At 38.9% G+C, this 15,853-nt stretch carries 10 protein-coding genes; 2 read left to right on the top strand and 8 right to left on the bottom strand.

The features are described from left to right. Positions 1-34 precede the first annotated feature (34 nt). From BUC21_RS13080 to metA, 3 genes are read right to left on the bottom strand one after another with little or no spacing between them, the layout of a single operon-like run. The gene (locus tag BUC21_RS13080) at positions 35-1,042 is read right to left on the bottom strand and encodes a hypothetical protein (RefSeq protein WP_073403144.1); all 1,008 of its coding nucleotides are present in this window, start codon (positions 1,040-1,042) and stop codon (positions 35-37) included. 50 nt (positions 1,043-1,092) lie between these two features. Next, positions 1,093-2,913: a peptidase U32 family protein gene (locus BUC21_RS13075; protein ID WP_073403142.1), complete on the bottom strand. Its 1,821-nt coding sequence runs from the start codon at positions 2,911-2,913 to the stop codon at positions 1,093-1,095. Then, positions 2,910-3,827 (bottom strand): homoserine O-acetyltransferase MetA, encoded by a 918-nt coding sequence (gene metA / locus BUC21_RS13070; RefSeq protein WP_073403216.1) that lies wholly within the window; start codon positions 3,825-3,827, stop codon positions 2,910-2,912. Before metA ends, BUC21_RS13075 begins: the two co-directional genes overlap by 4 nt. A gap of 390 nt (positions 3,828-4,217) precedes the next feature. On the opposite strand from metA, the gene BUC21_RS13065 reads away from it, so the two are divergent. Together BUC21_RS13065 and BUC21_RS13060 are read left to right on the top strand one after the other, a co-directional pair. Then, positions 4,218-4,895, top strand: a complete 678-nt coding sequence (locus BUC21_RS13065; RefSeq protein WP_073403214.1) for a type 1 glutamine amidotransferase domain-containing protein — start codon at positions 4,218-4,220, stop codon at positions 4,893-4,895. Positions 4,896-5,128: 233 nt separating this feature from the next. Next, positions 5,129-5,335 carry a hypothetical protein gene (locus tag BUC21_RS13060; RefSeq protein ID WP_073403140.1) on the top strand — a complete coding sequence of 69 codons (207 nt, stop codon included), beginning with the start codon at positions 5,129-5,131 and terminating at the stop codon, positions 5,333-5,335. On the opposite strand, the gene BUC21_RS13055 is transcribed toward BUC21_RS13060, so the two are convergent. The 5 genes from BUC21_RS13055 to BUC21_RS13035 form a co-directional block, all read right to left on the bottom strand. Continuing rightward, positions 5,332-6,516, bottom strand: a complete 1,185-nt coding sequence (locus tag BUC21_RS13055; protein WP_175550523.1) for an efflux RND transporter periplasmic adaptor subunit — start codon at positions 6,514-6,516, stop codon at positions 5,332-5,334. The genes BUC21_RS13060 and BUC21_RS13055 overlap by 4 nt on opposite strands. Positions 6,517-6,527: 11 nt before the next feature. Continuing rightward, positions 6,528-10,916, bottom strand: coding sequence for a CusA/CzcA family heavy metal efflux RND transporter (locus BUC21_RS13050; RefSeq protein WP_073403136.1), 4,389 nt, complete (start codon positions 10,914-10,916; stop codon positions 6,528-6,530). Positions 10,917-11,133: 217 nt separating this feature from the next. Beyond that, positions 11,134-11,517, bottom strand: coding sequence for a DUF6769 family protein (locus BUC21_RS13045; RefSeq protein WP_073403134.1), 384 nt, complete (start codon positions 11,515-11,517; stop codon positions 11,134-11,136). A gap of 116 nt (positions 11,518-11,633) precedes the next feature. Then, positions 11,634-13,667, bottom strand: a complete 2,034-nt coding sequence (locus BUC21_RS13040) for a M13 family metallopeptidase (protein WP_073403132.1) — start codon at positions 13,665-13,667, stop codon at positions 11,634-11,636. 102 nt (positions 13,668-13,769) lie between these two features. Next, entirely contained in the window at positions 13,770-15,716 is a 1,947-nt protein-coding gene (locus BUC21_RS13035; protein ID WP_073403130.1) for an ABC-F family ATP-binding cassette domain-containing protein, read from the bottom strand. Between the last annotated feature and the right edge of the window lie 137 nt (positions 15,717-15,853).

The raw sequence follows: 15,853 nt of genomic DNA, 5'->3' as shown, positions 1-15,853 counted from the left end.
ATTCTTTAATAGCTGTGGTTTCTTTTTCTGCAGATTACTGATTAATTGCTCCGCAGGAAGGACATTCTCCTTTATCTTTCATCAGCGCTCCACACTTGCCACACCGGTATTTATACGTCATTCTTCCATTAACCTTCTTCATAAGGAGGTAGAAGAAATAAGCCAGAAACAGGTAACCTATGTAAAACGATGTAGCAATTATAAAGAAGAAATAGCAGAAAATACAGCAAGCTGCCAATCCCATCAAATACAAGAAAGCAGAGGAAGGAGAAAGCTGACGGAACAATTCTTCGAGCGAAGCCAGAAATACCACGATAAAGGCCCATATACTCAGCACAAATACAGAAAGTATAAAGGGCACCTTAAATGGGCTCAGCGTAGGATTAAAGTAAAAATGTTGCCACGTTTCCGGAGCAAACATCTGCATACTCTCATAAATGGTAGCAGAGAAAGCCAGGAGAAAACAAAGCATCAACGGATATACACTGTTGATATCGTTAAAATAAACCAGCATGAGCTTCTTTTTCCGATAAACCCGGAAAAGATAGATAGCCAATACAAGTGTTACAATAATCAGAGAATAAGAGGCGTGGGTATGACTAAACACAAAAATAGCCTGAGAACCGGGATTAACGGGAACAAAGTTATTAACAATCGTTGATTCGTGAACCCATCCTTGGGTTTTCTGATCACGGGCTACTTTTACCCAGACAGAATCCACCGTATCCGATGGCTGTACCATAAACTCGGCCACTACTACCCTATCTCCTTTGGTTATGGTTACAAACTTATCCTTAAAGGGAAGTTGTGCAAGCTTAACCGTATCCGACCAGGCCTCGAGGTTCTTATTCAGCGTATAGTGATAATGGTATAACTGATAAAGAGAATCTTTCGATTTATCAGAAATCTCCTCTTTATCTATTTTTGGTTCGGTATACTTACAGGAATAAAAAGTAACAGAGAGAAAAAGCGTAAAAAAGAGTAAGAGACTATGCATGACAAAAAGCAATTCAGTTCCTCTAAAAGCATTCAACAGCGACATAATCGCCTTTTTATGTAGAAAATCTTGCTCTTTCCTTTTCATGATTCTAATTATTCATTAATCACTTTCATCTCACAATTTTTGCAATCAAACGATAAACGGAACTTTTTATCCTTGTACGTAAGATAATACGGCTCGGTATAAGGAGATTTTTCTCCCTGATGAGTAGGACAATATCCCAGATTATAGCGAATGCAATGCTTGCAGAACATTAAAGCAGCACCTTCTACCGGAGTTTTTTCGAATGCCGGTTGTATTTCCTTCACACCATGATCTCTGTAGAACGTTACGGCCTCAGCATTCATCACGTTACCCAGATATGTGAGCTTGTTTAACGGGAAAGAATGAGTAGTAGGCTGTATTTTTCGTACAGAACGGCGGTAGTTGATTTTCCGGGTCTGCAGCAGCTTATCAATAGTTTCACGTCTTAGTTCGGCCAATACCGAAGCAGGGATGAACCAGTTTTCCTGAAAGTCCACATCAATCCGTGAAGCTTCAAACGGAGTATTTCCCAGTTTACCCAACTGATTGCGGAGATTATCTTCTTGCGGAGTGCGAGCAAGCTCTTTCTCACGAGGGAGTGTAACGCTTACAGCATTTCCATCCTCGTCTTTCGCAGAGAGTGTAAAGCCAAAATTATTTTCGGCGAGGCACAATTCCACATCAATCTTCCGTTCTGAAGATTTACGCGTCAATAGTTTCTCAAATTCCTGATCGAAATTGCGGTAAAGCACCGTGCGGGGCTTCACATTCGGCATTTCGTGAGGAAAGAGTTTGTTAGTCTCTACCTTGTTGATACGAAAGCCGGAGAGTTCTCCGTGCTCATTAATAAAGCAAACACCATCACCGTTATTGAACGACTTTACTCCTGCCACTGTGAGGTAATTTCCACGCAACTCTTTCACCGTGCCCATCTCCTCACCCAAAGATTTAGGAGTGTCCATTGATGATATCTCTTTGGAACGGTTGAAAAGGAAATAGTTAGTGAAACCACGGCTAAAGCTTTTATCCAGCTGTGGAGTAAATTCATACTTGCAATGTCCGGAAGAAGCCCGGATATATTCTGGTCGTTGCGCAAATATCTCGTCCAGTTTCTGACGATAATAGGCAGTTACATTCTTTACGTAAGTTACATCTTTGAGTCGTCCTTCTATTTTCAGTGAAGAAACACCGGCGTCGAGCATTGCTTCCAGATTGTCCGACTGGTTAAGATCTTTAAGTGAAAGTAAGTGTTTATTGCGAACAATCACTTTTCCGGTGGCATCTACCAGGTTAAACGGCAAGCGACAAACCTGTGCACACTCTCCCCTGTTGGCGCTTCGGCCAAAAAGAGCCTGACTGATGTAACACTGTCCGCTATAGCTCACGCATAAAGCACCGTGAACAAAAGCTTCCAAAGGCACATCTGTGGTTTGATGTATTTTCTTTATCTCTACTAACGACAATTCACGGGGAAGTACCACCTGTTCAAATCCGGCATCGGCCATGAATTTAACTTTTTCAGGCGTGCGGTTATCACACTGTGTACTTGCATGCAGAGCAATAGGTGGCAGATTCATTCGGGTTATAGACATATCCTGAACAATCAGCGCATCAACTCCCACTTTATAAAGATCCCAGATAAGCGTTTCGGTTTCTTTCAGCTCCTCATCATGAAGAATTGTATTGACCGTAACATAAATCTTTGCATTATACAAATGGGCGTGCTCCACCAGCGTAGCAATATCTTCCAGAGAATTTCCGGCAGCAGCACGTGCACTGAACTTAGGCGCTCCAATATACACTGCATCTGCACCATGATTCACCGCTTCGATACCACACTCCAGATTCTTTGCCGGAGCCAGCAGTTCTATTTTTCTTGGCTTCATCATTTAATATCGTCAATATTAAACGGAGTTTCCTGATATACAAAGTAATTGAGCCAATTAGCAAACAACAAATTGGCATGACCACGCCAACGAACCAGCGGCTCGTTATCAGGGTTATTGTCACGATAATAATTGCAAGGGATCTGAATATCGAGTCCTTTGGCAAGGTCGCGTTTATACTCTTCATCAAGCGTAAGAGGTGAATATTCCGAATGTCCGGTTACGAAGAACTCTCTTCCGTTTCTTCCCATAACCAGATACACTCCGGCCTCATCCGACTCTGAAAGGATTTCCAGTTCGGGCACCTTCAAAATATCTTCCCTGCGAATTTCCGTATGGCGGCTGTGAGGAACATAGAACACATCATCAAAGCCACGGAAAATAGGGTTAAGCAAATTCTCGGGAGTATGATTAAACACACCAAACATCTTTTTATCGAGCGGGTACTTAGGCACACCGTAATAATGATACAGTCCGGCTTGCGCAGCCCAGCAGATATAAAGTGTAGATGTAACGTGAGTTCTGGCCCAATCAAAGATTTCCGTTATCTCGTCCCAGTAAGTAACGTCCTGATAGTCCATTTGCTCCACCGGAGCACCGGTAATAATCATACCATCATACTTCTCGTTTTTCATATTTTCAAAGTCCTCATAGAAAGTCATCATGTGTTCTATAGGAGTATTCTTTGAAGTATGGCTTTTCAGCTTCATAAACAAGACTTCCAATTGGAGTGGCGTGTTGGATAACAGGCGAATCAAATCGGTTTCTGTGGTGATCTTTATCGGCATCAGATTGAGAATCACAATCTTAAGTGGACGAATATCCTGCTGACTGGCGCGAGAATTATCTATCACAAAGATATTCTCTTCCTTCAACAGTTCAATAGCAGGTAATTTATCAGGTAAATTTAACGGCATCTTCTTAACTAAAATTTTAATATCAACTGCAAAAGTAATCATTTCCAAGATATCTTATTCAGATTGCCCGACTAATTAATCTAAACATAATTCATAATTAACCATTTATAAAGGTTAGTTTAATCCAGAACCGAGCAATTATTATTATTAGGGTCGGGAGGCTGTGATATTAAGGTCGGGAGGTTAAAATATCAGAGTCGGGAGGATATTCATTTATGGTCGGGACCCTAACAGTAATTATTCAGGGATAAATGGTTAATTTTCCTAGGGAAAAGTATTAGCTAATGGTATTAAATTGATTAAATTAGTAGCGTGATCAGTGAACAATGTGAAGAGAACTGCGTTATCTATCACAAAATAAATGATAATCAACCATTAATAAACAGAGATATGAAAATATTATTTGTACTTACCTCCCACGATGAACTGGGAAATACCGGACATAAAACCGGATTCTGGGTAGAAGAATTTGCAGCACCATATTATACCCTGTCTGATGCTCAGGCTAGTATCACAATTGCTTCGCCAAAAGGCGGACAACCACCGATTGATCCTAAAAGTGAATTGCCCGATTTTCAGACACCGGCCACTGTGAGGTTTTATAAAGACGAAGCGCTGAAAGAAAAACTTGCTCATACGCTGAAACTGAGCGAAGTGAACCCGGCAGATTATGATGCTGTTTTTTATCCCGGCGGACATGGGCCACTATGGGATTTGGCAAACGATAAAAATTCCATTAAACTGATTGAGGATTTTTATGCTGCCAGTAAACCTGTTGCATTTGTATGTCATGCTCCAGGTGTACTTCTCAACGTAAAAGCTCCTAACGGTGAACCATTGGTAAAAGGCAAAGAAGTTACAGGATTCTCCAATTCTGAAGAAGAAGCCGTACAACTGAACAAGATTGTTCCGTTCTTGCTGGAAGATGAAATACAAAAACTAGGCGGCCATTACAGTAAAGGTCACGATTGGGGCACGTACATCAGGAAAGATGGCTTACTGATTACGGGACAAAACCCAGCCTCATCTGAAGCTGTAGCCAAGGAATTACTGAAAGTATTGCACTAAAAGCTACTTTTTTACTCAAAAAAGTGAGGGTAGAGCCGAAAAGTGAGAGATGAGTGAGGGATAAACTTGCATCCCTCACTTTTTATTTTACTGTAAATAACTGGTTTAATTGATTTTGGTGAGGGAGTGAGGGATGAAAAAAATAGTTTTGTTTTCAGAGAGAAAATGAAAAAGAAAACAAATAAAGCAAATACAAAAAAATGCTGTAACTTTGCAGAAAATTTACAAGAGTTATGAAAAAGAAAAAGAGTAATCCTTTGATGGATTATGTAAAGGCTGCTCGTCTTGGAAGCAGGGAAGCGGAGATTGAACAACACGGACACCCGATAAACTATCGGAAAGTAGTACCTTCGAAGAAGGCGTACAACAGAAAGAAGAATAAGGCAGACGATAAGGGTCTGCCTTATTTGTTTTTATGCAATTTGGTAATGAATAACTAGCAACTCATTTCTCCTGCATTTTTCTTAGCAGAGAGTAAGTTATAAGCACCTTTAATAACCACCTTGGTAGTATTTACATCAAAATCTTCCGGTAATACAACCTCTGTATAACCACTATCGGTAACACCTTTACGAACTTCAATCATGCGATATTCAGTAAATGATTTCCCATTTTCCTGCTTATTCTTATCGAAAACAAAGATATAATCTTTATCATCAAAGCTAACAATAGCTTCCGAAGGCAAAGCGGTTACTTTATTACCAAATGTTTCGATAGCAGCATTTACATACATTCCGGGAATAACATTCTTACATTTGCTCATCACATTGGCATAAACTTTATAAGTTTTGTCTCCACTTACTGATTTCCCGGTTTGGAACACAATAGCTTCGTGCTGATCTGATTCATTATTGATAAGGAAGTTTATTTTTTGTCCTTTTTTTACTTTTGCTGCATCTTTTTCAAAAAGAGTGAGCTCCAGGAAGAGCTTATCATTATTGACTATCTCGAACATAATATCGGACGGAGTAACGTACTTTCCGATGTTTACATTTACAGATTTTACATAGCCTGTTATAGGAGATACGATGGAAGTAGAAGAATGAATAGTGTTTTCATTCAATTTATCGGGATTTATGCCTATAAGAGCAAGCTTCTGTCTTAAAGCATTTAACTGAGCCTTCAAACTCTTATAATCGGCAGTATTCTGTTGCATACTTTTTTGAGAATAGACATCATTCTCGTACAATTCAGAATGGCGCTTGTGTTCTGCCACCGCAAACTTATATTTGTTCTTTGCTTCAAGATAACTCTGTTGAAGATCAATAAACTCTGGATTTTCAATCACGGCAAGTAATTGCCCCTTATTAACCAAAGTGCCAGGCAGAAGTGAAGTTCTCTTCACATAACCGCCCATTGGCGCACAAACAGTGGCAAAGCTTTGTGGTGCAACAGATACTACACCGTTTACTTTAGTGGTACCACTTAAAGAACGAGTCTCTATTTTCCCAAGCTGAATATCGGCCAGTTTTATCTGATCAAAGCGCATTTCTACAATATCTTCCGGAAGCACTTCGACTTCTTTACTTTCTTCGTCTGTTTTTTTACTTCCTCCACATGCAGCTAACACTGTAACTAACACAACCAGAAAAGAAACAGTGATAAATTTATATTTTGACATATAGTTCATTTTTAGAATATTTTACCTGTTATAAATTCGATATTAATGATGGTTTGATTATAGCTATTAAGAGTATCAAGATAGTTCTGCTTTATATCTAAGGCTCTTCCAAGACTCAGTACATATTCAAAATAATCCATAGCTCCCGATTTATAGCTGCGTGTAGATTGGTCAATAATAAGATTGGCCTCGGGAATAGCCTGCTTCTCATAATAATCTACACTACCGGAATATTTACTATATTCATCAAGCAAAGAGCGATAACTTCCCGATAACTCTTTCGAATAACTTTCGGCATTAGTCTTAGCAATCTTCTCAGAGATTTTGGCAGCTTTGTTTTTCGAATTACCAGAAACAAACCAAAGCGGAACGGCTACTCCTATTTGCACAGAATTAAACCGGTCTCCCCTTCCAAAAGCTCTTGATACACCATTTACATCTTGCGTTCCCACCATTGTCTGACTGGAATAACCGATACTAAAGTCGGGCAACATCTTGCTCTTTTCCAACTTCCTTTCAATCTGTGAAACCTGAACTTGTTGTTGCACATATCCAAGCGATGGATTTTGAGCTACAGCCATACTATCAATTAATGGAGTATATTCTATTCGCTTCAATATACTATCTGCCGGAGAATAAAGAACATCTGTATTTAAAAGAGTCTGCAACTTTCTTCTCAATATATCCATATCTGCAACTGTTTGGCGCAGTTGGTTTTTAATCTCCATACTCTGAGAACGAGCGGTAATCATTTCCAGTTTATTGGTTTCACCAACTTTGGTTCGCAATTCTGCAGCTCGCAGGAAACCAGTATACAAACTATCCTGATAACTCAGCAATTTTTGTTTTGAGTGCAGAAAAGCAAGCTGCCAATAAACCTGTTTTACCATAGTTGCAGTTTCAAGGCGTGAACCCTTTAATTGCCATTCACTACTCTTCACCTTAGCATCGGCCAGTTTACTTTGGTTCATATAAACAGTTGGGAATGCTATAGACTGCGATACAGTAAAACTATTATCTTTCGTATAAGAATTAAATTTGCCATACTGCATTTCAACGCTGGTTTTCCCCAAATCCCATGAAGCTCCTTTCAGAGCTTTCTGAGCATCAACTGAATATGCTGAAGAACGAACGTTCAGGTTGTTGTCCAATGCCAGTTGAATAGCATCATGCAAACTAACAGTCTTTGATTGCTGAGCTTTTATACCATTAAAAGCCGGTGCTGCTAAAAGCAAGAGCAGGAATACTGAAAGTGTTTTCATTGATTTACGTTTAAACAGTGCTTTAAAACTATGAGTAGAGAATATAACATAGAATACCGGAAGAATTATCAGAGTCAGCAATGTAGAAGTAATCAATCCACCAATAACCACCGTTGCCAACGGTTTTTGCACTTCTGCTCCGGCCGAAGTGGATATTGCCATAGGCAAGAAACCCAGAGAAGCAGCAGCAGCCGTCATAATAACCGGTCGCAAACGAGTCTGCAATCCTTTTATAACCCTTTCCGTTATATCTTCAAAACCATCCTTTTCCAGTCTGTTAAACTCTGATATCAGCACTATACCGTTGAGCACGGCCACACCAAACAGAGCAATAAAACCTACTCCGGCAGAAATGGAGAAATTCATTCCACGTATCCACAATGCAAGAACACCTCCAATGGCTGACAACGGCACTGCTGTATATATCAATAAAGTCTGTTTTACTGAATGGAAAGTAAAGTACAATAAAACAAATATTAAAAGCAATGCAATAGGTAATGCTATAGCAAGTCTGTCTTTAGCTGCCTCGAGATTCTTAAACTGACCGCCATAAGATATATAGTAACCGGTAGGAAGGGTTATTTGCTTATTTATCTTGGCTGTTACGTCACTAATTACACTCTGAACGTCTCTGTTACGGACATTGAATCCTATAGTGATACGACGTTTGGTTTCTTCTCTTGAAACCTGTGCCGGACCAGACTTGATAGATATATCGGCCAACTGTTCAAAAGGTATCTGCTCTCCATTCGGAGCAACAACAGATAAGCTCTTTACATCATCCAGATTCTGGCGGTAATCTTTATCCAGACGAACAACGAGGTCGAATCGTTTTTCTTCATCGTATACAACTCCGGCCTGACTACCCGCAAATGCTGATCGAAGGACTTTATTCACATCATCGATTGAGATTCCATATTGAGCCAAACGATCACGATTATAATTAACCTGAATCTGAGCCAATCCCGTAACCTTTTCAACACTTATATCTTCGGCACCATCGACCTCTTTTATTATTTTTTCCACATCGACAGCCTTATCAGCCAAGGTATTCAGATCGTCACCGAATATTTTAACGGCCACATCCTGTTTAGAACCAGACATCAATTCATTAAAACGCATTTGAATAGGTTGCTGGAATTCAAACTTAACTCCTGCAAGAGGTATTAATTTCTCCTCCATCTTCTCAACCAGTTCTTCACGCGTCTCTGCGGAAGTCCATTCACTCTTATCTTTCAGCGTAATAATATAATCTCCGGTTTCCATAGGTGTAGGGTCGGTCGGAATTTCGCCGGCACCAATCTTACATACAATATGCTTTATTTCGGGGAAGTTATCAAGCAGAATCTTATTTGCTTTCTCAACCACCTCAACCGTATTTGAGAGTGAACCTCCCTGCAATGTTATAACACCAGCAGCAAGATCTCCTTCTTCTAATTGCGGAATAAATTCACCTCCTAAAGAATTGAACAGGAACATACTTAGAACAAAGGCTACAACGGCACTTATAGACACGGTACGCTTTCTTCTTAAAGCAAGCTTAAAGATAGGATTAAAAAAACGATGAATTTTATCCATCAGCTTATCGGAGAAGTTCCGTTTATGCACTGTTTTCCGGTCTAGGAAAAGAGCCGAAACCATCGGTACATAAGTAAGAGACAGAATAAATGCTCCAAGAATAGCAAAACAAACAACAAATGCCATAGGCTGGAACATCTTTCCTTCTATGCCCGTTAATGCCATGATTGGTAAGTACACTATCAGAATAATAATCTCACCAAATGCTGCAGCTTTTCTTATCCGGCTTGAAGCTTTAAAGACACTTTCATCCATCTCATTCTGAGTGAGTGTACGCCCATCAAGTTTTGAGCTGGCTTTTGAAACATGATGTACTACACTCTCAACAATAATCACAGCTCCATCTACTATCAAACCAAAGTCGATAGCACCCAAGCTCATAAGATTACCCGAGACACCAAACAGGTTCATCATGGAAAGAGCAAACAGCATAGAAAGCGGAATTACCGAAGCTACGACCAATCCGGCTCTTACATTTCCGAGAAACAGCACGAGAACAAAAATAACAATCAATGCCCCCTCAATCAAGTTGCGTGAAACAGTACTTATAGAACGACCTACAAGATCAGAGCGATTCAGGAATGGTTCAATCTTCACCCCCTTTGGCAATGACTTCTGTATGGATTCTATCCGGGTCTCAACATCCTTAATCACTCTGTGTGCATTAGCACCTTTAAGCATCATAACGACTCCACCTACGGATTCTGTTGTATCGACAACAAAAGCACCATAACGGGTTGCATTACCATATTGCACTGTAGCAACATCTCTTATCAACACCGGCATACCAGAAGAATTACTCCTAACAACAATTTTCTGAATATCTTCTATCGTTTTTACCAGTCCGATACCTCTGATGAAATAAGCCATAGGCTTCTTATCAATATAAGCACTACCGGTATTTTCATTATTCTTTTCGAGAGCATTGAAGATATCTGTAAGAGTGAGATTCATAGCTCTCAATCTTTCAGGATTTACTGCAATCTCATACTGCTTTACAAAACCTCCGTAACTATTAATTTCTGCAACACCCGGAGTTCCCAGCATTTCTCTACGCACTACCCAATCCTGAAGTGTGCGCAATTCCATCGGGGTATATTTGTGTTCGTAACCTTTTTCAACAGCTAGGCGATACTGGAAAATCTCTCCCAACCCTGTTGAAATTGGAGCCAATTCTATTTTTGCCAGACCTGAAGGTATAACTTCTTCAGCTTCTTTCAACCTTTCATTTAGTTGTTGCCGAGCCCAATAGACATCAACATTATCTTTAAAAACAACAGTAACCACAGATAACCCTAAACGGGATATTGAACGAAGCTCTATAATATCGGGAATATTGGCAACAGCAACTTCAATTGGTGCAGTTATTACACTTTCCACCTCCTGAACAGCTAACGATGGAGCTATTGAGATAATCTGCACCTGATTATTCGTAATATCAGGTATAGCATCAATTGGTAAACGAGTCAATGAATATGTACCCCATCCAATCAATGCTACAATAAATAACCCAATAATAAACTTATTTTTTATTGAGAATTGAATGATACGTTCTATCATGAAATATATACTTTATTTTAATTAATACATGATTAATGATCTCATCATGATAAAATCACTAATAAATAACGAATAGTGAAAGAATATTTCTTTTTTGATACAGTTAAAAAAACTTTTCAGTCACAACAAAGCAACAGAAATTCATCCGTTTATTCGTTAATATAAATTTGATGAGAGTCGAGATAGGCAGATTACAGAATGAATCTACCTAAAAACATTAAAGAACAGGAGGTGCACGAAGACTAATGGAACGGGATATATCCGTACCATGAAGAAACTCTATATAACAATAAAAACGATTGGATACTTCCAGTCTGGGAGGAAGTAATGAATTTAATATTGTTCTTGTAAACAATGTAAGAACCTGAAAATAGCAAGGTTGAACAACCGTATTATTATGTTGAACAGAAAAATGAAGATTAGTGATACAATAGCCTTCACAATCAGGATTTGATTGATGGTGGACAGGAGTTGAAGTATCATCATCGTGATGAAAACAAATATCATCATCATAATGGTGATGATGGGGCAATACCGGTATAATCAGCACAAGCATGCTGACCATTAATAAAAACATACCGATATATTTTCTCCCTTTCATACTTTTATTCTTACGGAACAAAAGTAATGTTTTAAATTAAGAGATAAAAGAAAAAAAGAGGTAAATGCCAATAATCTGGACATTTACCTCAAAAATATTATAAAAGAAAACTACTTCTACCAAATAGATACTCTCTTTTCAACAGGAAGATACATTGCATCTTTTGCTGTAATATTGAAAGCATCATACCATGCGCTAATGTGAGGAAGCGCTCCATCAACACGCCATTTACCCAATGAGTGAGGATCTGACTTTGTACGGCTTAGAATTGCTTCAGGACGAATATTATTTGCCCATACACCTGCATAAGACAAGAAGAAACGTTGTTCAGGAGTGAAACCATCTATCGTTTGAAGAGGAGCATTTTTTGTTGCGTTTTTAAATGCATTAAAAGCAACCTGCAATCCACCATGATCGGCAATGTTTTCTCCAAGAGTAAACTTACCGTTAGCATGTACTCCAGGAGCAACTTCAATTTTATCGAAGAAGTTTATCATTACAGCAGCACGAGCTTCAAAGTTCTTAGCATCTTCTGCAGTCCACCAGTCTTTCAGGTTTCCGTCTTTATCATATTGTCTTCCCTGATCATCAAATCCGTGAGTCATTTCATGTCCGATAACCACACCAATAGCTCCATAGTTAAAGGCATCATCAGCATTCATGTCGAAGAAAGGATATTGTAGAATTCCGGCAGGGAAACAAATTTCGTTTGTTGTAGGATTATAGTAAGCATTCACTGTCTGAGGAGTCATCTGCCACTCACTCTTATCTACTGGTTTGTTAGCTTTACTAATCATATAATTATGCTCAAAACGATTTGCACGTTGTGCATTATCCCAGTATGAATCATTCTTAATCTGCAGTGAAGAATAGTCTCTCCATTTATCAGGATATCCAATCTTTACAGTGAAAGCTGCTAGTTTTTCCTGAGCTTTAGCCTTAGTTACATCGCTCATCCAAGCTAAATTCTGAATACGTTGTCCTAATGATATCTGAAGGTTTTTAACTAAAGTCACCATTCTTTCCTTAGCAGCAGCAGGGAAATATTTTTCGGTATACATTTGTCCTACAGCTTCTCCCAACGAACCATCAACAACAGCTACGGCACGTTTCCAGCGAGGTTTCATCGCCTTAACACCATTTATTGTCTTGCTGTAAAAATCAAAGTTTTCGGCATAAATTTCATCGCTAAGGAAAGAAGCTGATGCATCAATCAGTTTCCATTGCAAATAAGCAATCTGATCTTTCAATGGCAAAGAATTAATAATAGCCACAACTTCTTTAATTGATGCTGGCTGACCAATATTGATTTCTTTCAGACCTTTCAATCCAAAATTAGTAAAGAATACATCCCATCCAAAAGAAGGATATTGCTTTTTAAGTTCAGCAACTGATATTTTGTTGTAATTAGCATGAGGATCTCTCAATTCAACCTTTGTACGAGCAGCCTTAGCCAATCGGGTTTCAATCAGCATGACAGATGCCATAGCCTTATCAGCAGAAGCTTTATCGAATCCGGCCAAACGGAACATCTTAGCAACATGCAATTTATACTTCTCACGAATATTTTTTGTTTTGTCATCGTTGTCCAGGTAATATTCGCGTTCACCCATGCTAATACCACTTTGGTAAGTGTGAACCATATTCATTGAACTGTTCATGTCATCTGCACTTACATAAACAGTGAAGTATGGATCAAGTCCCATCTGGCGCATTTCAGCGATTAATGGATAGATAGCAGTTTTACCTTTTATAGAAGCAATTTTCTTCAAATAAGGTTTAATAGGAGCAGCACCTTCTTTGTTCAGCTTAGCACTATCCATGGCAATATTATAAAGATCACCAATTTTTTGTGCAACTGTACCCGGCTGATTCTTTGTTGAAGCAAGTCCCTCAATCAGCCCTTTTAACTGTTCACGATTATTTTCGGCCAACTTATCAAAAGAACCAAAACGTGAATATTCTCCTGAAAGCGGATTTTTTTCCATCCATCCGCCACATGCATATTGATAAAAACTAGTTCCCGGTAAAGCATTCTTATCGAGATTATTAAAGTCAACTCCAGGAGCTAACTGTGCATTCACTTCGCAATTCCATCCAGTAGTCATCATACAGAATGCAACCAGCGGTAAATAATTCTTCAATTTCATATATTTTAATTTATTAAATTCTATTTCTCAATTTGACGCAAAGCTGAGAAAAAAATCACAGAGAAAATATTATTTATACAAAATTTATTCTAAGATTATTTTTTATTCACCTTTAGCCTCTTCAAGTTCTATTGAAGCAGATTCCCACTCTTCTACTACACGGTCCATATCCTGCTTCAGTTTTTGATGTTCAGCATAAAGATCCATGTCAGAAGCTCCTTCAGGCGTGGCCATCTTAAGTTCAACTGCGGAGATTTTTTCTTCCAGATTTTCTATTTTCTTTTCGCAATCAGAGACTTGTTTTTCCAGTTTACGCAGTTTCTTATTAAGTTCTTTCTGTGCTTCATAAGAAAGTTTATTCTCTGATACAGTTTCTGATTCATTATTCTGAGCAGTTGGAGAAGCAGACAATTCGGGTTTTCGCTGCAAATCATTAAGACTATCCATCTTTTTCTTTTGAAGGAAATCATAAATACCGCCCAAATGTTCCTTGACTACCCCGCCACCAAATTCATAAACCTTTGTCACAAGGCCATCGAGAAATTCACGGTCGTGAGAAACAATAATTACTGTTCCATCAAAATCCCTGATAGCATCCTTAAGCACATCTTTTGTGCGTAAATCAAGGTGATTGGTAGGCTCATCGAGAATAAGCAGATTAACTGGTTCTAGCAATAACTTAATCATAGCCAGACGAGTACGTTCACCGCCAGAAAGAACCTTAACCTTTTTGTCGGAAGCCTCACCTCCAAACATGAAAGCACCCAGAATATCACGAATCTTAGTACGAATATCTCCAGTAGCCACATAATCAATAGTATCAAAGACAGTAAGACTTTCGTCAAGCATCTGAGCCTGATTCTGTGCAAAGTAGCCAATCTGTACGTTATGACCAATAGTTAGTTTACCTTCATAGTCAATCTCTCCCATAATACATTTCACCAAGGTAGATTTACCTTCACCGTTCTTTCCAACAAAAGCAACTTTTTCACCCCGATTGATTGTGAGGTTTACATCATGATAAACCACATGATTGCCATAAGCTTTCTTCAAGTCCTCAGCAATTATCGGATAGTTTCCAGAACGGGCAGCAGGTGGGAATTTAAGCCTCAACGAAGAGTTATCTTCATCATCAATTTCAAGACGAACAATTTTATCTAATTGTTTGATACGGCTTTGCACCTGCACAGCTTTGGTCGCTTTATACCGGAAACGTTCAATAAAATCTTCCGTATCCTGAATCTGTTTCTGTTGATTCTCATAAGCACGCATTTGTTGTTCTCTCCGTTCTACCCGAAGTTCGACATAACGTGAATAAGGAACCTTATAGTCATATATTTTTCCGCAATTAATCTCAATAGTACGGGTAGTTACTCCATCCAGAAAAGCACGGTCGTGAGATACCAATACCACCGCATTGCAACGAGTAGCGAGGAAATTCTCCAACCACTGAATACTTTCAATATCCAGGTGGTTTGTTGGCTCATCGAGTAAAAGGACATCCGGTTTTCTCAGCAAGAGCTTTGCTAGCTCAATACGCATACGCCAACCTCCGCTAAATTCCGAAGTTGGACGCGACAAATCCTCCCGGCTAAAACCTAATCCGGCAAGTGTGCGTTCAATTTCCGCCTGATAATTAGTACCACCCATCATCAGGAAGCGTTCATTTTCGTGAGTAAATCGGTCAATCAGTTTATGATAACTTTCCGATTCGTAATCAGTTCTGTCAGCCAGTTCCTGATTCATCCGTTGAATGTCTTCCTGTAATTCTTTGATATGTCCAAAAGCCTGTTCAGCTTCTTCCATTACCGTATAATTATCACTCAGGATCATCACCTGAGGAAGGTAGCCTATAGTAACATCTTTTGGAATAGAAATAGTACCGGCAGTGGGAGTTTGTATTCCGGCCAGGATCTTTAACATGGTAGATTTTCCTGCACCATTTTTTCCTGTCAGACCAATGCGGTCTTTCTTATTAATAACATACGATACTTCGTCGAAAAGCGCTTTGGCATTAAATTCGACTTTTAATCCTTCTACTGAAACCATCTTATTTCTGTTGTCTCTTTTCTTTGTAAGGTGCAAAGATACAACAAAAACGCGAAGAGAAAACTTTTATTGGAGGCTTCTTTTAATATATATAATGAGTAATTTTAGTCAATACATAAATTTTAAATTTACAAAAT

It is taken from the genome of Bacteroides luti (genome assembly GCF_900128905.1).
GTDB classification, from domain to species: Bacteria; Bacteroidota; Bacteroidia; order Bacteroidales; family Bacteroidaceae; genus Bacteroides; species Bacteroides luti.
Note: the sequence above shows the minus strand (reverse complement) of the source record. Positions and strands in the feature narration are given on the sequence as shown.